17 protein-coding genes and 1 pseudogene are annotated in these 17,313 nt (G+C 75.4%); 6 read left to right on the top strand and 12 right to left on the bottom strand.

What is annotated here, in order from left to right; all coding sequences use genetic code 11:
* Positions 1-182: 182 nt before the first annotated feature.
* On the bottom strand, positions 183-1,049 hold the full coding sequence (locus AC5FZL_RS04240) for an SDR family NAD(P)-dependent oxidoreductase (RefSeq protein ID WP_493617317.1): 867 nt from the start codon (positions 1,047-1,049) through the stop codon (positions 183-185).
* A gap of 92 nt (positions 1,050-1,141) precedes the next feature.
* Between AC5FZL_RS04240 and AC5FZL_RS04235 the strand changes: the two genes are divergently transcribed.
* Entirely contained in the window at positions 1,142-1,771 is a 630-nt protein-coding gene (locus AC5FZL_RS04235; protein WP_493617316.1) for a GNAT family N-acetyltransferase, read from the top strand.
* Here AC5FZL_RS04235 and AC5FZL_RS04230 read toward each other — a convergent pair.
* The gene (locus tag AC5FZL_RS04230; protein ID WP_493617315.1) at positions 1,768-3,090 is read right to left on the bottom strand and encodes an MFS transporter; all 1,323 of its coding nucleotides are present in this window, start codon (positions 3,088-3,090) and stop codon (positions 1,768-1,770) included. The genes AC5FZL_RS04235 and AC5FZL_RS04230 overlap by 4 nt on opposite strands.
* 93 nt (positions 3,091-3,183) lie before the next feature.
* Here AC5FZL_RS04230 and AC5FZL_RS04225 point away from each other — a divergent pair, with 93 nt between their 5' ends.
* Positions 3,184-3,858: a hypothetical protein gene (locus AC5FZL_RS04225; protein ID WP_493617314.1), complete on the top strand. Its 675-nt coding sequence runs from the start codon at positions 3,184-3,186 to the stop codon at positions 3,856-3,858.
* A 124-nt stretch (positions 3,859-3,982) separates the two neighbouring features.
* Complete coding sequence (locus AC5FZL_RS04220) at positions 3,983-5,620, top strand: methyl-accepting chemotaxis protein (protein ID WP_493617313.1); 1,638 nt, start codon at positions 3,983-3,985, stop codon at positions 5,618-5,620.
* Between the two features lie 84 nt (positions 5,621-5,704).
* Here the strand turns inward: AC5FZL_RS04220 and AC5FZL_RS04215 are convergent, their stop codons facing one another.
* The 8 genes from AC5FZL_RS04215 to AC5FZL_RS04180 form a co-directional block, all read right to left on the bottom strand.
* Complete coding sequence (locus AC5FZL_RS04215; protein WP_493617312.1) at positions 5,705-6,310, bottom strand: hypothetical protein; 606 nt, start codon at positions 6,308-6,310, stop codon at positions 5,705-5,707.
* Complete coding sequence (locus AC5FZL_RS04210; RefSeq protein WP_493617311.1) at positions 6,262-7,440, bottom strand: asparaginase domain-containing protein; 1,179 nt, start codon at positions 7,438-7,440, stop codon at positions 6,262-6,264. The genes AC5FZL_RS04215 and AC5FZL_RS04210 overlap by 49 nt, the downstream gene beginning before the upstream one ends.
* A 41-nt stretch (positions 7,441-7,481) precedes the next feature.
* Positions 7,482-8,729, bottom strand: coding sequence for an MFS transporter (locus AC5FZL_RS04205; RefSeq protein WP_493617310.1), 1,248 nt, complete (start codon positions 8,727-8,729; stop codon positions 7,482-7,484).
* Positions 8,726-9,364, bottom strand: coding sequence for a cysteine hydrolase family protein (locus AC5FZL_RS04200; protein WP_493617309.1), 639 nt, complete (start codon positions 9,362-9,364; stop codon positions 8,726-8,728). The genes AC5FZL_RS04205 and AC5FZL_RS04200 overlap by 4 nt, the downstream gene beginning before the upstream one ends.
* 40 nt (positions 9,365-9,404) lie before the next feature.
* A complete protein-coding gene (locus tag AC5FZL_RS04195; protein ID WP_493617308.1) occupies positions 9,405-10,436 on the bottom strand; it encodes an ABC transporter substrate-binding protein in 1,032 nt (343 codons plus the stop codon).
* A 3-nt stretch (positions 10,437-10,439) separates the two neighbouring features.
* Positions 10,440-11,327: an ABC transporter permease gene (locus AC5FZL_RS04190; protein ID WP_493617307.1), complete on the bottom strand. Its 888-nt coding sequence runs from the start codon at positions 11,325-11,327 to the stop codon at positions 10,440-10,442.
* Between the two features lie 8 nt (positions 11,328-11,335).
* Positions 11,336-12,157, bottom strand: a complete 822-nt coding sequence (locus AC5FZL_RS04185) for an ABC transporter ATP-binding protein (protein WP_493617306.1) — start codon at positions 12,155-12,157, stop codon at positions 11,336-11,338.
* A gap of 95 nt (positions 12,158-12,252) precedes the next feature.
* Entirely contained in the window at positions 12,253-12,936 is a 684-nt protein-coding gene (locus tag AC5FZL_RS04180) for a GntR family transcriptional regulator (RefSeq protein WP_493617305.1), read from the bottom strand.
* Positions 12,937-13,126: 190 nt separating this feature from the next.
* Between AC5FZL_RS04180 and AC5FZL_RS04175 the strand changes: the two are divergent.
* Positions 13,127-13,348, top strand: a pseudogene (locus AC5FZL_RS04175) (DUF4406 domain-containing protein); the annotation flags it as partial.
* 168 nt (positions 13,349-13,516) lie between these two features.
* Here AC5FZL_RS04175 and AC5FZL_RS04170 read toward each other — a convergent pair.
* Together AC5FZL_RS04170 and AC5FZL_RS04165 are read right to left on the bottom strand one after the other, a co-directional pair.
* On the bottom strand, positions 13,517-14,014 hold the full coding sequence (locus AC5FZL_RS04170) for a GNAT family N-acetyltransferase (protein WP_493617304.1): 498 nt from the start codon (positions 14,012-14,014) through the stop codon (positions 13,517-13,519).
* 44 nt (positions 14,015-14,058) lie between these two features.
* Positions 14,059-14,967, bottom strand: a complete 909-nt coding sequence (locus tag AC5FZL_RS04165) for a LysR family transcriptional regulator (protein WP_493617303.1) — start codon at positions 14,965-14,967, stop codon at positions 14,059-14,061.
* A 73-nt stretch (positions 14,968-15,040) separates the two neighbouring features.
* Here AC5FZL_RS04165 and AC5FZL_RS04160 point away from each other — a divergent pair, with 73 nt between their 5' ends.
* Together AC5FZL_RS04160 and AC5FZL_RS04155 are read left to right on the top strand one after the other, a co-directional pair.
* Positions 15,041-15,985, top strand: a complete 945-nt coding sequence (locus AC5FZL_RS04160; protein ID WP_493617302.1) for an EamA family transporter — start codon at positions 15,041-15,043, stop codon at positions 15,983-15,985.
* Positions 15,986-15,994: 9 nt separating this feature from the next.
* Positions 15,995-17,287: a M18 family aminopeptidase gene (locus tag AC5FZL_RS04155; RefSeq protein WP_493617301.1), complete on the top strand. Its 1,293-nt coding sequence runs from the start codon at positions 15,995-15,997 to the stop codon at positions 17,285-17,287.
* Positions 17,288-17,313 lie beyond the last annotated feature (26 nt).

Here is a 17,313-nt window from a genome sequence, read left to right as displayed (position 1 = left end):
CACCAGGCGAGGCGCGGGTGAGGGCGCGGGTGAGAGCGCGGGTGCGGACGTGCGGCCATCGGGCCACCTCCAGCCGGCGGCCACCTCGAGGCGGCCTGCTGCGGACGTTCGACGTCGAACGCGCCCGACGCTAGACCCGGGCCGTGCCCCTGGCGAGGGGGCGCCGCCCCCTCAGCGAGCCGTCACCGGCGGCGCCGGCGCAGCACCCGGGGCAGGCCCCAACCCACGACGGCCTCGAACGCCGCCGTCCCGTGCGTGTACGCGCCCGGCGCCAGGCGCACCAGCAGGTCGGGCACCCGGGCCGTCCAGCCGATGAGCACCCGGGGCCTGCGCCGCTCGATCCCGTCCAGGATCGCCTCGGCGACGTGCTCGGGCGACATGGTGAGGATCCGCTCGAAGGCGGCGAACTGCGCGCGGGCCTCGTCCTCGGGCACGTCGGCGCCGGGGCGCGCGTTGCGCGGCAGCCGCGTGTCGGTGCCCCCGGGGTGCACGCTCGTGACGCCGATGCCCAGCGGTCGCAGCTCGGCGCGCAGCGCCTCGGTGAACCCGCGCACCGCGAACTTGCTCGCCACGTAGGCCGCCTGGCGCGGCGCGGACAGCAGCCCGAACACGCTCGAGATGTTCGCGAGGTGCGCGCCGGGCGAGGCCTTGAGCGCCGGCAGCAGCGCGTGCGTGAGGTGGATCGTGCCGCGCAGGTTCACGTCGAGCAGCGCCCAGACCTGGTCGAGGTCGGTCTGGTCGAAGCGGCCGACGGTCGCGACGCTCGCGCCGTTGACGAGCAGCGTGATCCTCGGGTTCTCGGTCAGGAGGGTGGCCGCCGTGGCGGCGGTCGCGTCCCGGTCGCCGAGGTCGACGACGTAGCTGCGCACCGCGAGGGCCGGGTGCGCGGCGCCCAGGCGCGCGGCCACGGACGCCAGCCGGTCGCCGTCCCGGTCGAGCAGCGCCAGGGAGCTGCCGCGGGCGGCCAGCGCGGTCGCGAGCGCCTCGCCGATGCCGCTGGCGGCTCCGGTGACGACGGCGGTGCCGCCGGCGAAGACGTAGTCCTTCATGCGCAGCCCGTACCCGTGCCCCTCGCGCCCACACGGCGACGCCGCCCTCGCCGGCCCTCGTCAGGCGGGCGCCGCAGTGGGACGGTGGCGGCGTGGGAGACGTCGAGGTGCGACCCCTGCGGCGCGGTGAGCGCCGCACCGCCGCCGACGTGCTCGTCGACGCCCTGGCCGACGACCCGAGCTGGGCGCAGGTCGTGCCGGACGGCGCCCGGCGGCGAGCGGCGCTGCGCGCCCTCGTCGGGGTGGCCCTGGCGGACTCCGGCCCGCACGCGCGGGTGGCGGTGCTCGGCGGCGAGGTGCGCGGCGGTGAGGTGCTCGGCGCCGCGGTGTGGCAGCCGCCGGGGCGCTACCCGATGGGCGCGTGGCGCCAGGTGCGGGCGACGCCGCGCGTGCTGGCCATGGCGCCGCTGCTGCGCGGGCGCGTGCGCGACCTCCAGCGCTTCGGCGCTGCGGTCGACGCGCACTTCCCGGCCGACCCCGTGCGCTACCTGCAGGTCCTCGGCGTCGCCCCGGCCGCGCAGGGCCACGGCGTCGGCACGGCGCTGCTGCGCGAGGGGCTCGCGCGGGCCGACGCGGGCGGCGAGGACGTCTACCTCGAGACCGGGAAGGGCGAGAACGTCGCCTACTACGCGCGGCACGGGTTCGCGCTGGTCGCCCCGGGCGCACCGGTGGCCGAGGGCGGCCCCGTGATGTGGCGGATGCGCCGCCGAGCGCGCCGCTAGGCGGCGGCGCGCTCGGCGCGGACCGCCGCCAGCAGCGCGAGGCTCCCCGCCAGCGGCAGGACGGCGAGGAGCAGCAGGGCGCGGTCGAGGCCGACGAGCTCCCCGATCCCCCCGACGACGGCGGAGCCGACACCACCGCCGACGAGGAAGACCAGCGTGGCGATGCCGAGGGCGACGCCGCGGACGTCGGCCGCCACCGCCCCGCTGACCGCCGCCATGAGCGCCGGCTGGCCGAGCCCGAACGCGAGGGTCACGAGCACCACCGCGGCCACGAGCAGCACCGCCGAGCCGACGACCGCTCCGCTCGCGGCCAGGACGAGCGCGAGCGCCGCCGTCGCCCCGGAGGCGGCCAGCGACCGGGTCGGGCCCCAGCGCACGAGCAGCGGCCCGGCCAGCCTCGGGGCGAGGAACCCGGTGACCGCCGAGGGCACCAGCGCCAGGCCGATGAGCAGCGGCGTCCAGCCCTCGGCGGCGAGCACCGCCGGGACGGCGATGAGCAGCGCGAACCACGCGGCCGGCACGGCGGAGGCCGCCAGGGCGCTGCGGACGACCACCGGCTCCTGCACGACGGCCTGCGGCAGGAAGCCCTCGGGGCGGCGGCGCACGCGGGCGGCGGCCGCAGGCGCGCCCAGGGCCAGGAGCACCGCGCCGACGACGGCGATGCCCGTGCCCCCGGCCGGTGACTGCACGAGCAGCACGAGCCCGGCGGCGGCGCCGGCGACGAGCAGCGCGCCGAGCACGTCCAGGCGCGCCCCGGTGCCCTCGGTGGGGATCGCCCGCCACAGCACCGGCACGACGAGCAGCCCCAGCGCCGGCAGCGCGACGACGAGCCGCCAGGTGCCGACGTCCTCGAGCGCTCCCCCGGCGAGCGGGCCGAGGGCGCTGACCGCGGCGGCGGTGCCGGCGACCTGCCCCAGCGCGGTGGCGCGCACCCCGCCGTCGTAGCGGGCGCTGACGATGGCCATGCCGAGCACCGGGACGGCGGCGGCGCCGGCGCCCTGGAGCAGCCGCGCGGCCAGCAGCACCTCGTAGCTCGGCGCGACCGCCCCGACCAGGGCGCTGACGGTCATCAGCACGACGCCGACGACCAGCGGGAGCCGGATGCCGGCCAGGTCGGCGACCCGGCCGTAGACGGCGGTCGCCACGGCGAGCATGAGGGCGTAGAGGCTGATGATCCACGAGGCGCCGCCGGTGGAGAGTCCCAGGTCCTCGGCGATGGCCGGGAGGGTGACCGCGACGGCGGCGCTGCCCATCCCGGCGAGGCCGAAGAGGAGGCCCACGAGGGCGGCGACGCGACCGGCGTCGCTCGGGGTGCTCACCGACGGGCCAACCCCGCGGGGTCCCGGGACCTTCCCCGCGGGCCCCGGCGCTGCCAGGCTCGACCCCGAGCCCAGGGGTGAGGAGTCGAGGCCATGGACCCGCGGCTGCGCAGCGCCGTCGACGCCAGCATCGGCTGGTACGAGGACCTCTGCACCCTGCACGGCGTCGCCACGACGCTGCGCGAGGGGCTGTGGAGCGCCCTCGCGCCGCCGCCGCCGCTGCACTCCGACGCCGTGGTCGTCGAGCCCGGCGTGAGCGCCGACCAGATCGGGCAGCGCCTGCTCACCCGCGCCTCCGCGGGCGTCAAGGACAGCTTCGCCACCCTCGACCTGAGCGGGCTGGGGATGCGCGAGCTGTTCGCCGCCAGCTGGCTCGCCCGCGAGCCCGACCCGTCGCCGCCAGCCGCGCCGCCGGGCTGGTCGCTCGTCACCGGAGCCGGCGACCTCGCCGAGTGGGCCGCCGGCCACGACACGACCGGCGTCCTGCTGCCACCCCTGCTCGCGCGCGCCCGGCTCGCCGTGCTCGCCCGCCGGGTGGACGGGCGGATCGTCGCCGGAGCGGTCGCCCGCCTCGGCGCCGGGGTGGTCGAGGTCTCCAACGCCCACGCCGCCCCGGGCTCCGCGCTCGACTGGGCCGAGCTGGTCGCCGCCGTCGGCGCCCGCTTCCCCGGGCGCCGCCTCGTCGGGTACGAGCACGGCGAGGCGCTGGACGCCGCCCGCGCGGCCGGGTTCACCGCCACCGGGCCGCTGCGGGTGTGGGTGCGCTGATCCGGCGGGCCGCGAGGCCGCTGCGCCGAACGGGTGGCGTCGTTCCGGATCTGGTCCGTTCTCCCGATGACACGGGCTCGACCACTCGTGCCGTGGTTCCCCGCGGCCCTCACCGGGAGACCCCATGTCTGAGCAGAGCGTTCCAGTCCGTGCGGCCGGCGGCCGACGCGGCCTCGTGCACCGCTTCCGCGACGTCGGCGTCGCGGTGAAGATCCTCACCGCCCTGGGGCTCCTGGCCCTGGTCGCCGTCTCGGTCGGCGTGGTGGCCCTGACGTCGCTGTCGGGCACCGCCGCCGAGACGCAGTCGATGTACTCCAAGCAGCTGCTGGGCACGAAGGAGACCGAGGCCATGCGGGCGAGCATCTTCGCCGTCCGGCTCAACACGACGAACTACGCGCTCTCCTCCAGCCCCGAGGACCGCCAGAAGTACGCCGCGGCGCGCGAGGAGGCCGTGGCCGGGGTCCAGGCCGCGGCCGACCGCTACCTGGCCACCGGTCCCACCCAGGCCGGGCGGGACCTGGCCGCAGCGGTCCTCGACGGCCTGGAGGCCTACTCCTCCTTCCTGCCCACCATGGACGCCGCGGCCGACGCCGGGCGCCTGGACGAGTGGCGGGCGATCCGTGACGGCGACCTGACCGAGCCCATCGCGCAGATGACCGAGGACCTGGACACGCTGTCGACGACGCGCCTCGGTGTGGCGAAGGCCGCGGCCGACGCCGCCCAGCAGACCTACCGCGACACCCGCCTGGTGCTCGTCGTCCTGCTCGTCGCCGGGGTCGCCGTGGCCTCCGCCCTCGGTGTCGTCATCGCGCGGATGATCACCGGCTCGCTGTCGCGGGTGAGGACCGTGGCCGAGGGACTCGCGGGCGGGGACCTCACCCGCACGAGCGGCGTCACCGGCCGCGACGAGGTGGCGCGCACGGCTGCCGCGCTCGACGAGGCGCTGGTCTCCCTGCGCTCGGTCATGGGCTCGGTCGTGGCCTCGGCGGACGCCGTCGCGGCGTCTTCGGAGGAGCTGTCCGCCTCCAGCGCCCAGATCTCCGCCTCCGCGGAGGAGACCAGCGTGCAGTCGGGGGTCGTCTCCTCCGCCGCCGACGAGGTCTCGCGCAGCGTGGCCACGGTCGCCGCGGGCGCCGAGCAGATGGGCGCGAGCATCCGCGAGATCTCCTCCAACGCCAACGACGCCTCCCGGGTCGCGACGGAGGCCGTCCAGGTGGCGCGCGAGACCAACGCCACGGTGGTCAAGCTCGGCGAGTCCTCCCGCGAGATCGGCGACGTCGTCAAGGTCATCACCTCCATCGCCGAGCAGACCAACCTCCTCGCCCTCAACGCCACCATCGAGGCGGCCCGGGCCGGCGAGGCCGGCAAGGGCTTCGCGGTCGTCGCCAACGAGGTCAAGGAGCTCGCGCAGGAGACCGCACGGGCCACGGAGGACATCGGCCGCCGGGTGCACGCGATCCAGGGCGACACCTCCGGCGCGGTGGAGGCGATCGGCCGGATCAGCGAGATCATCGCCCGGATCAGCGACTTCCAGACCACCATCGCCAGCGCGGTGGAGGAGCAGACCGCCACCACCCAGGAGATGGCGCGCTCGGTCTCCGAGGCCGCCGGCGGCTCGGTGCAGATCGCCGACAACATCACGGGGGTCTCCACCGCGGCGGAGTCCACCACCCAGGCGCTGACCCAGACCCGCACCGCGGTCGACGAGCTGTCCCGGATGGCCGCCGACCTCCGCTCCACCGTGGCGCGCTTCACCTACTGAGCACGCCAGCGCCCCTGAGGCCCTCGGGCCTCAGGGGCGCGTCCGGCCCGCGTCCACCCGCGTCCACCCGCGTCCGGGCTCGGGTCAGTGCGTGCTGAAGACGGCCTGGTAGTCCGCGACCCTGCGCCGGATCGCGGCCCACTCCGCCTCGGTGGGGTGGTGCGGGTCGACCGCCGGTGGCAGGCCGCCGAACCGCAGCAGGCACGCCATGAGCAGCAGGCGCGCCTTGGTCGCCGTCAGCGTGCTGCCCGCGATGAACACGTCACCGGGCTCGGTGGGCACCATGCCCTCGGCGTTCCCGCGCGAGACCCGCACCACCGGCATGCCGTGCGCGATCGCCAGGGCCAGCGCCGCCGACTCCGACTCGTCTCCGCGCCCGAACGGCGCGTTGCCCTCCAGCACGAAGCCCGCCAGCGGGAAGCGCTCGAGGTTGCGCTCGATCCGGGCGAGGACCTCCACCTGCAGGCCGGCGTCGTCGGAGAAGTCCTCCATGCCGTACCGCGCGTACTTGACGATGGTCACCTTGGGGACCGCGCTCTCCAGCAGCGCGCCGGTGTCGTCCTTGACGGCGACGTCGACCGGGGTGACCACGCCGTCGACGCGGCGCGCCCCGGTGGTCTTGGCCGGGATCCGGCTGAGGTTCACCGCCGAGGTGTGCGTGTGCGCCTTGGCCGGCCAGTAGGTGAGCATCGGCGGGCCGGGCGCCCCATCGTGCCGATGATCCCGCCGTGGCCGCCCGTGGCGACGTAGCCGCCGGGCCGCGCGTCGCCCTTCTGCGCGTCGCGGGCGGCGAAGATCTGCTCCTCCTGCACGAGCACCGCCCCGACCGCGTCGGTGCCGTCCGCGGCGGCCCAGATGCGGGAGCGGATGTAGTCGACGCTGTCGACGAGGTTGCGGTCGCCGTCGTTGGCCAGCGCGCCGTGCGGGCGCTGGGAGGCGTTGCACGAGATGGGGACCGTCGTGTCGATGAGCAGGTTCAGCCAGTAGCCGGTCTCCTCCACCGTCGGGCTGCCCTCCAGCCAGATGGCGCCCTCGTACGCCCCGGTGCCGAGGGCCTGCTGGACGACGTTGGTCAGCCGCGCGAGCGTGGGCATCGCCGGGCCCTCGGCGATGTGGCGGGGGCGGTAGTAGAAGAAGTCCTCGCCGCGCGCCTCCGCGGGGATGTCGCCCTCCCCCACGTCGGTGCGGCGCTCGGCGCTCAGCCCGGCGGTGTACCCGCCCGAGGGCGCGGCGCGGAAGAAGTCGTAGGTGCCCTTGCTGGAGAGCATGTTGTTGCGCCCGGTCTCGTCGAGGCCGAAGCGGTCGATCTCCTCGAAGATCCGCGACGCGTCGGGGTAGAACGTCTGCCGCGTCTCGGCCGCCGGGCCGAGGCGCTCCAGCCCCTCGTGCTCCCACGCCTCGCCGTCGCGGGTGCGGGCCATGTACGGCAGCTGCAGCAGCCCGTCCTCCGGGCGGATCGTCACCTCGTAGGCGGGGACGTCGTCCGGCGAGGTGCGCTCCGGCACGAAGGCCCCCGCGGGCGTGACGTAGCCGTCCGGAGGGGCGTACAGCGCCGCGGCGTCCGCCTCGAGCGGGTGGGCGCTGAAGGCCTCGACGTACACGGTGACCGGAGCCGCCAGGCGCTGCGGCCGCACGACGTCCTGCGCCACCGGGGTGCCGTCGGGGTTGGTCCTCTCGGGCAGTCCGTGCTTGCGGCGCGCGGCGTCGCTCGTCACGAGCGGCTCGCTGTTCTGGATCGTCGCGGTCGGGCCGCTGAAGACCGCGATCCGCGGCCGGTGCTCGGCCGGCACGGGCGCTGCGGGCGGGATGGTCGCGGACATGGGTCTCCTCGGGAGTGGGGGGTGGGAGGGCTGGGGGCGGGTCAGCGGTGCGCGGCCACGGGCTGCGCCGGCGCGACGGCGTCCTCGTCCCCCGGCGCGCGCACCGACAGGAACGCGAGGCCGGTGAGGACCGAGAGCACCAGGAGGACCGCGCCCATGGCCAGGAAGGCCGTGCGGGTGCCGAAGGCCGCCAGCAGCAGCCCGAAGGCGACCGGGTCGGCCAGCTGCGCGCCGCGGTTGGCCATGGAGCGGATGCCCACGGCCAGGCCGCGCTGCGCGGCGTCGGTGTGGTCGGCCATGAGCGCCAGGGTCAGCGGCTGGGCGAACCCCAGCGCGAACCCGTTGACGGCGGCGAGGACGAGCAGCGCCACCACGCCGTCGGTGAGGACGACCGCCGCGACGCTGACCGAGCCGACGCCCAGCACCAGCCCGACCAGCAGCGGCGCGGGCAGCCGCCGGACCAGCGGGCCGAACGCCGGCCGCGAGAGGAAGGAGAAGGTGGCCGCGGTGGTGAGCAGGAGCCCGGTCCACAGCGGGGAGAAGCCGATGCTCTGCAGGTGCAGCGGCTGGAACGCCGTGCGCAGGTCGAGCACGACCAGCGCCAGGAAGCTGGCCAGCACGGTGATGAGCACCGCTCGCGAGCGCAGCAGCCGCAGCGCGTCGAGGTAGGAGCGGCCCAGGCCCGGGAGGAGGGGCACGGACGCCGGCCCGGACGGCGGCACCGCCGCTGCGCGCCGCACGCCGAGGTGGGTGACCACCACGAGCACGACGGAGAGGCCGACGAACACCCCGACGCTGGTGCGGAAGCCCGCCAGCTCGGCCACCGCCCCGCCGAGGGCCGGGCCGACGAGCTGCCCCGCGGACACGAACAGGGAGAAGCTGGCGATCCGGCGGTTGCGCTCCTCGCGGGTCTCCGCGGTGCCGGTCGGCAGGGTGGCCGCCGCCTGCAGGGCCACCCACACCGCGAGGGTGCCGAGGCCGACGACGAGCTGGCCGGCGATGACCATGGCGATGGTGCCGACGAGCAGCAGGCCACCGCCGGCGATCATGGCGAGCGAGCCCCAGACCAGGAGCCGGCGGTGGCCGAGGCGGTCGACGAGGAAGCCGATCGGGATGGCGAGGAAGGTGGGGAGCACCGCGAACGCGGCGAGCGCGGTGCTGGCCTGCGCCGCGGTGCCCCCCAGGTCGAGCACGAACGGTCCGACCAGCGGCCGCAGCATCGTGTGCGCCGCCCAGTACACGACGGACAGGACCGCGATGGTCAGGGCTCCGCCCGTGCGGGCCCTCACGCGGGCTGGCGCATGGCTGCCCATCCAGCCGTCAGGGCACCGGCGGTGGTGACCACCCCGAAGTGCTTCTCCACGCCCCGCACGCTGGCCTCCTGGGCGGCCGGGTCGTAGGTGGCGCAGCAGTCCTCCACCATCGTCACGTGGTACTCGTGGAAGAGGCCCTCGCGCAGGGTCGACTCCACGCACACGTCGGTGGCCACGCCGGTCAGCAGGAGGCTGGTGATCCCGGCGGTGCGCAGGACGACGTCCAGGTCGGTGCCGGCGAAGGCCGAGTACCGGTGCTTGATGACGACGCGGTCACCGGCCTGCGGCGCCACCACGTAGAACTCCGCGCCCCACGACCCGGTGCGGCAGTTCACCCGGGCGTCGCCGAGCTCCTCCACGAGCGGCCCGCGCCGCGAGAGCCAGACCGGGCTGTCGACGGTCTCGTCGTGCGTGGTCTGGATGAAGACGACCAGGACGCCGGCCGCGCGGGCCTCGTCGATCAGCGCCGCCAGCCGGGGCACCATCTCCACCGCCGCGGTGACGTCGTTGCCGGCGGTGCCCATCACCCCGTCGGGGTGGCAGAAGTCGTTCTGGACGTCGACGACGATCAGCGCCGTCGCGCCGGGGGCGGTGCGGTAGGACAGGTCCATCAGGTCCTCCTCAGGACGTCGGGGGTCAGGTCGGTGGGGGTCAGGAGCCGGAGATGAGGGACGTGTCGACGAGCTCGTCGAAGGTCACCGGGTCGTCCTCGTCCTTGAGGATGTCGCCGGCCCGGGCCACCTCGAGGTCGGTCTCGATGGCCGCCTCGGTCAGCTCGGTGCCCTCCCACAGCTGGTCCGCGTAGGCGCGGTCGAGGGTCGCCTGGATGGTCGCCTCGTCCATCGTGGGGAACTCCTGCTGCGCGATCCGCAGGGCGGCGTCGGGGTCGGACTCGATGAGGTCCTGGCCCTTCTGCAGGGCCTCGACGAACGCCTGCGCCGTCTCGCGGTCGTCCTCCAGCGTCGAGCGCTGGATGATGATCGAGGAGTAGGCGTAGGGGCCGATGCGCTTCGGCGGGTTGAGGAACGGCTCCTGCCAGATGCCCTGCGCGATCCCCTGGCCCAGCTGCGGCTCGGCGGTCACCGCGATGTCGGCCTGGCCCTGCTGGACGATGGAGACGACGGCCGAGGAGTCCTCGGACTCGATGAGCGTCACGTCCTCCTCCGGGTCGAGCCCGTTCTCGATGAGGACGTAGCGCAGGATCGCGTTCGGCGTCCCCCCGTAGCGCCCGACCGCGATGGTCTTGCCGCGCAGGAAGGCGGCCAGGTCCCCGCCGTCGTAGGCCAGCCCCGTCTTGGCCGTGAAGTAGACGTTGCCGCGGTTGACGACGTTGGCGATCGTCACGAGGTCGGCGCCCTTGATGTTGGCCACCGCCGCAGCCTCGGAGCCGCCGATGAAGCCGAACGCCTGCTTCGACAGCAGCGCGTTGACGAAGCCGCCGCCGGCCAGGGTGGGGACCTCGACCTCGAGCCCGGCCTCCTCGAAGTAGCCCTCGTCGACCGCGGCGTAGAGCGGGAGGTACCCGATGCTGTGGACCGGCTCCGCGATGGTGATGGACGTCGTGTCGCCCGAGCCGGCGGCGGCGGTGGCGCCGCTGCCGGACTGGCCGCAGGAGGTCAGCAGGACGGCGGCCAGGAGCGCGCCGGCCACGGGGAGGTGCTTGCGCATGGAGGGGGTTCCCATCGGTCAGCGGGTGTGGGTGATCTTGCGGAGGAGCCGGCGCTCGACGGCGGCGACGACGAGGTAGAGGCCCAGGGAGAGGAGGGCGAGCGTGAAGACGCCGACCCAGATGAGGGCGATGTCGTACGTCGAGCCCGCGTACTGGATCATCCGGCCGAGGCCGGCGGTCGAGCCGATGTACTCGCCGACGATCGCGCCGGTCAGCGCCAGGCCGATGGCCACGCGCAGGTTCGCGGCGATCCACGGCAGCGTCGAGGGCATGACGACCTTGCGGAAGACCTGCCAGCGCGAGGCGCCGAGGGAGTACAGGAGCGTGGTGAGGTCGCGGTCGACGGCCTTGACCGCCGCGTAGGTGTTCAGCGTCTGGATGACGATGACGAGCGCGGTGGCCATGGCGATCTTCGACCCGATGCCGAGCCCGAGGACGAGCACGACGATCGGTGCCAGGGCGAGCTTCGGCATCGCCTCGAAGGCGATGACGAGCGGCTCGGCGGTCAGCGCGTAGCGCCGCGACCACCAGAACGACAGCCCCAGCAGCACTCCCCCGACGGTGCCGAGGAAGAAGCCGCCCAGGGTCGAGGTGAACGTGAAGGCGGTGTTCTCGATCATCCCGCCGGAGCGGAACGCGGTGACCGCGGTGTCCCAGATGGTCGACGGCTGGCTCCAGAAGAACGGGTCGATCCACCCGGCGCGGGCGCCGACCTCCCAGGCGAGCAGGATCAGGGCCACGACCCCGAGGCGGGTGAGCGCCAGCGACCAGGTGCTGGGGTCGCGGGCGGTCAGGTCGCGCCGCCGGCGGCTGCTGTCGTCGCGGGGCAGGGACGCCAGCTGGCGCAGGCTCTCCTCGCTGGTCAGGGTGACCGCTGGCCTGGCGAGCGGGGTGGTGGTGGCCATCGCGGGTCTCAGCTCCTCGGGGTGGTGTGGGCGTCGTTGAGCAGCTCGCGGGTCCGCGCCTTGAGGTCGACGAACTCGGGGCTGGTGACGATGGAGGGCTTGCGCGGTCGCGGCAGGGGCACCTCGAACGAGGAGACGATCCGGCCCGGGCGCGCTGACATGACGACCACCCGGTCGGAGAGGTAGATGGCCTCGTCGATGTCGTGGGTGACGAAGAGGACGGTCTTCTTGAAGTCGTCCCACAGGTCCAGGAGCCACTCCTGCATCTGCTCGCGGGTCTGGGCGTCCAGCGCCCCGAACGGCTCGTCGAGCAGGATGATGTCCCGGTTGAACAGGATCGTCCGCAGCAGCGCCGCGCGCTGGCGCATGCCGCCGGAGAGCTGGGCGGGGTAGCGGTCCTCGAAGCCGCCGAGGCCGTAGGTGGCCAGCAGCGGCCGGGCGATCGCCTGGGCCCTGCGCTTCGACAGGCCGCTGATCTCCAGGCCGAGGATCACGTTGTCGAGCACCGAGCGCCAGGGCAGGAGGAGGTCCTTCTGCAGCATGTAGCCGACGACGCCCTGTTGGCCGGAGCGGTCGACGCCGTCCACGACGACGCGCCCGCTGGTCGGGGTGTCCAGCCCGGCGATGAGGTTGAACAGCGTGCTCTTGCCGCACCCGCTGGGGCCGATGAGGGAGATGAACTCGCCCTCCCCCACCGTGAGGTGCGCGTCGACGAGCGCGTCGACCACGCCACCGCCCGGGGCGGGGAAGCTGCGCGACACCCCGTCGACGACCAGGTGGTCGCTGTGCCCGTGGCTGATCTCCAGCCGGTCGGGACTCTGCACCGTCATGCTCACCGCTCCTCCTTCACATCCTGCGATCTATAAGATGTGAAGAGAGTCGCCGCCGCGGGTTTCCGCCTCGTCCCCGCTCGGTAACTCGCGGGTTACGGCTGGAGCGCGACGGTCTCCGGCGGCGCCGCGCTCGGCACCTGCCAGGTGGGCGTCAGGTGGGCGGCCATGAACCGCCCCGCCGCCTCGGCGTCCCGGCGGCGCAGCGCCGCCAGGATCTCGTGGTGGTCCCGGTTGCGGGTGCCCACCCGGTAGCCGCCCTCGCGGGCGAGGGCCGCGAGGTGGATCGCGCTCACCGCGCGCAGGCCGCGCAGGATGCCGGCGAGCTGGGGCGAGCGGGCCGCGTCGATGAGGAGCAGGTGGAAGTCCTGGTTGAGCTGCAGCCCGCGCTGGGGGTCGCTCTCGGCGTCCATCGCCTCCTGCAGCCGCTCCGCCGCGGCGATCTCCTCCTCGGTGGCCCGCTCGGCGGCCAGGCGCGCCGCCATCGGCTCGAGGACCAGCCGGAGCTCGTAGACCTCGCGGGCCTCGTCGACGTCGACCTCGCGCACGGTCGCCCCGCGGTGGGGGTCCAGGCGCACGAGGCCCTCGCCGACGAGGTCGCGCAGCGCCTCGCGCAGCGGGGTCACGCTCACGCCCATCCGCTCGGCGAGGTCGGTCTGGACGAGGCGCTCACCCGGGGCCAGCGCCCCGGCGACGATCGCCCGGCGCAGGTTGTCGCGGACCCACTCGTGCGTGGTCCGGTGGTGGCCGTCGCTGTGCCACATGTCGCCGTGAAGCACCGCAGCCCCCCTGTCCGCCCTCGCGCTGGCCGGGCGGTCGTCGGCCGGCAGCCCTGCTGAGGAGCGGTCACAGTAACGCGGTCGCTCCTGGAGCCGGGCGAGGTGGAGGTCCTGCGCGGGCGCGCCAGAGGGTCCGTCAGCGCGCCTGGAGCAGGGTCGCGCCCGCCGCGCGCAGCCGTTCCAGGACGGGGTGGTCGGCAGCGCTGGGGCCAGCGGGGTCGCCGACCCGCTCGCCGAGCAGGTCCTGTACCCCACCGCCGAGCGGCTGCTGCAGCACTGCGACGCCGTGCTGCGCCTGCCGGGGCGCTCCACCGGCGCCGACCAGGACGTCGCCATCGCGCAGCAGCGCGGCATCCCGGTCTACCGCAGCGTCGAGGAGATCCCCGTCCTCATCGAGGAGCCGACCCCATGAACGTGCAGGAACGTTCAACCGGGCTACCGGGGCCTCCCGCGACGGCGCCGCTCGAGGCTCGGCTGGCTCAGCGGGAGCGCGCGCTGCACCGGCACCGGCTGAGGCAGCTGCGCCGCACCCCGGGACCGCCAGCACGCCCCGACGGCGGCCCCACGCAGGAACCCGGCCCTACAGCTCCTTGCGCATCAGCGCCCGGGTGAGGACCTGGTCCCCGAGGACGACGGTCTCCACCCGCACCTGGACGTACCCGGCCCGCTCGAACACCGGCGCCGCGCGCCACGACGCGTGCGCGTGCAGCACCTCCAGGCCGGCGGCGCGGGCGATCTCGTCCACCGCGGCCAGCAGGCCGCGCGCGACGCCCGTCCCGCCGTGGGCGGGGTGGACGAAGAGCTGGTCGACCTCCCCGCGCTGGAGCCCGTCGACCGGCTCCAGGGCCAGGCTGGCGAACCCCGCGACCGCGGTGCCGACCTCGGCCACCACCGTGGCCGTCGATGCGACGAGCCGCTCGTGCTGGGTCAGGCTCCGCCGCCGCGACCAGGCCGCCACCTGGGCGGGGGTGTAGTGCCCGGCCGCGGAGACGGCGATGGCCTCGAGGCTCAGCGCGTGCAGGACGGGGGCGTCGGCGGCCACCGCTCGACGGACGGAGGCACCAGGAGACGTGTCCACGTGCCGATCATGGCTGGCCACACCCGTGAGCGCTCCGCGCGCGGTCAGGAGCCGTCGAGCTGCCCCGCGAGGTCCACCAGCTCCTCCAGGACCCGCCGCACGACCAGGCGCTCGGCGGTGTCGGGGCGCAGGAGGGCGTCGATCCGGCGGCCGGCCCGGACACCCGTCAGCGGCAGCAGCCGCACGCCCGGGTGGTGGCCGGAGGTGTAGCGCGGCAGCAGGGAGATGCCGTGGCCGGCCGCGACGAACGCCTCCACGACGTGGAAGTCGTTGATCCGGTGGGTGATCCGCGGGGTGGCGCCCGAGCGCGCGGCGACGGCGTCCAGCACGGTGGCGACCGGGAAGCCCTCGCGCACGGTGATCCAGTCCTGGTCGACGAGGTCCTCGGGGCTGAGGGTCGCCCGGGCGGCCAGGGGGTGGTCGGCCGCGACGGCCACGTCGAGCGGCTCGCGCAGCAGGGGGACGACCCGCACCGGAGCACCGGCCCCGCCCCAGCCCTCGCCGCCGTCGGGGCGGTGGGCGATGACCACGTCGACCCGGTCGGTCAGGGCCACGAAGTCGTCGAGCGCCACGTCCTCGTCGCTGCACTCCACGGTGATGCCCTCCAGCGCTGCGACCCGGGTGAGCAGGCCGGGCAGCAGCAGCTGCGCGCCGCTCTGGAAGGCCGAGACGCGCACGGTGCCCACCGGCCGCTCCGCGAAGGCCGCACAGGCGCCGGCCGCCCGCTCCAGCGCCACGGCGACCTCGAGGGCGGCGTCGGCCAGCGCGTGGCCGGCGTCGGTCAGGCGCAGCCCGCGGCCGACGCGCTCGGTGAGCGCGACGCCGGCCTCGCGGCTCAGCGCGGCGAGCTGCTGGGACACCGCCGACGGCGTCAGGTGCAGCACGGCGGCGGCGGCCGTCACCCCGCCCTGCGTCCGCACCACCCGCAGCGCCTCCAGCGCTCGCACGTCCATGCAGCGACGCTACAACGTCGATGCTCGCCTCTTCGATGGTGCTGAAGGGTCCGCAGGCGCGAGGCTCAGCACCATGCCCCTGCGCGACCGCCTCCTCGCCGCCCTCGTGGCCATCACCTGGGGGCTGAACTTCCCCGCCATCCACCTGTCGCTGGAGCAGTTCCCCCCGTTCTTCCTCGTCGCCCTGCGGTTCGCGCTCCTCGGGGTGCCCACGCTGCTGCTGGTCCCCCGGCCGCAGGTGCCGTGGCGCTGGGTGCTGGGCTACGGCGCGGGCTTCGGCATCCTGCAGTTCCTCTTCCTCTACCTGGCGATGGACTCTGGCATGCCGACCGGCCTCGCCTCGCTGGTGCTGCAGTCCTCGGCTCCGTTCACGGTGCTGCTCGCCGGGTCGCTCCTCGGCGAGCGCCTGACCGCGCGCCAGGGGACCGGCGTCGCCGTGGCCGTGGTCGGGCTCGCCGGCATCGCCCTGCACCGGGCCGAGCTCGGCGGCGGCGCCATGCTGCTGCCGGTGGTGCTGACCCTGTGCGGGGGGCTGGGCTGGGCGTTCGGGAACCTGTGCAGCCGCCAGGCGCGCGCCCCGCACCCGCTGCGCCTCACGCTCTGGATGACGGTCGTGCCGCCGCTGCCGATGGCGCTGGTCTCCCTCGCCCTGGAGGGCCCCGGACGCATCGCGACGTCGGTGACCACCCTGGGCACCCGCACGGGCGCGCTGGCCCTGGCCGGTCTGGCGTTCACGGTGCTGGTGGCCACGGTGATCGGCTCGGGCCTGTGGACCTCGCTCATGAGCCGCCACCCCTCCAGCACCGTCGCGCCGTTCTCGATGCTCGTGCCCGTCGTCGGCATCGGGTCGTCCTGGCTGCTGCTGGGCGAGCCCGTCCACGGCGTCGAGCTCGCGTGCGGCGCGCTCGTGGTCGCCGGCGTGCTCGTCGGCACCCGCGCCGCGCCGGCGGCGGTCGTCCCCGCGCCAGCGGCGGCGCCCGGGGCGGCGGCTGACCAGCGCCCGAGCCCGGTGGCGTAGACAGTCCCCGTGCACACCGCGGACGACCTCACCCTCGGCGACGACCTGCGGGCCTTCGTCGACGCCTCGCCCTCCCCCGCCCACGCCGTCGCGGAGATCACCCGGCGCCTGCGCGCTGCGGGCTCCAGCGCGCTCGCCGAGGCCGACGCGTGGCAGCTCGCGCCCGGCGACGTGCGCTACGTCGTCCGCGACGACTCCAGCGTGGTCGCCTTCCGGGTCGGCAGCGCGCCCCTGGCCGAGGCGGGGCTGCGCCTGGTCGGCGCCCACACCGACTCGCCCACGTTCAAGGTCCGGCCCCGCTGGGACGTCCGCCAGGCGGGCTACCGCCTCGTCGGCGTCGAGCCCTACGGCGGGCTGCTCTCGCACACGTGGCTCGACCGCGACCTCACCGTCGCCGGCCGCCTGGCGCTGCGCGGCGGGCAGACCCGGCTCGTGCGGCTGCCCGGCGCGCCGCTGCGCCTGCCGTCGCTGGCGATCCACCTCGACCGCGGCGTGCGCGACGGGCTCGTCCTGGACCCCCAGCGCCACCTCGTGCCGCTGTGGGGCGCAGGCGCCGCGGAGGGGCCCGACCTGGTCGAGGCCCTCGCCGAGGTGGCCGGGTGCGCGCCCGACGACGTCCTGGGCCACGACCTCGTGCTCGCCGACACCCAGCCCGCCGCGCGCAGCGGCGCCGACGGCTCGATGGTCGCCGCCCCGCGCCTGGACGACCTCGCCGGCTGCCACGCCGCGCTGCTCGCGCTGCTCGCCGCCGCCTCCGCGCCGCTGCCGCCGCACACGACCGTCCTCGTGGCCAACGACCACGAGGAGGTCGGCAGCGGCTCCCCCGAGGGCGCCCGCGGCTCCTTCCTCGGCGACGTCCTCGCCCGCCTCGTCGCCGTCACCAGCGACGGCGACCCGCAGGCGCTGCACCGGGCGATCGCCCGCTCCCGGCTGGTGTCCCTGGACGTGGCGCACGCCCTGCACCCGACTCACCCCGACCGCCACGAGCCCTCGCACACCCCGTCCCTCGGCGGCGGGCCGGTGCTCAAGCTCAACGCCAACCAGTCCTACGCCACCGACGCCGTCACCAGCGCCTGGTTCACCGAGCGGTGCGTCGAGGCCGGCGTGCCGGTGCAGCACTTCGTCACCCGCGCCGACCTGCCGTGCGGCTCGACCATCGGCCCGCTCACCGCGACCCGCCTCGGGATCGCCACGGTCGACGTCGGCGCGCCGGTCCTGGCGATGCACTCCGTGCGCGAGCTCGCCTCCGCCCGTGACGTGCCGCTCGTGGTGGCGGCGCTGGCCGCCTGCTACTCGGCCTGAGCGGGCCCCCGCACCTCGACGCCGTC

This window comes from Quadrisphaera sp. DVD1 (assembly GCF_058932755.1).
The sequence above is the reverse complement of the archived record's forward strand: the minus strand, read 5'-3'. Positions and strand labels throughout refer to the sequence as shown.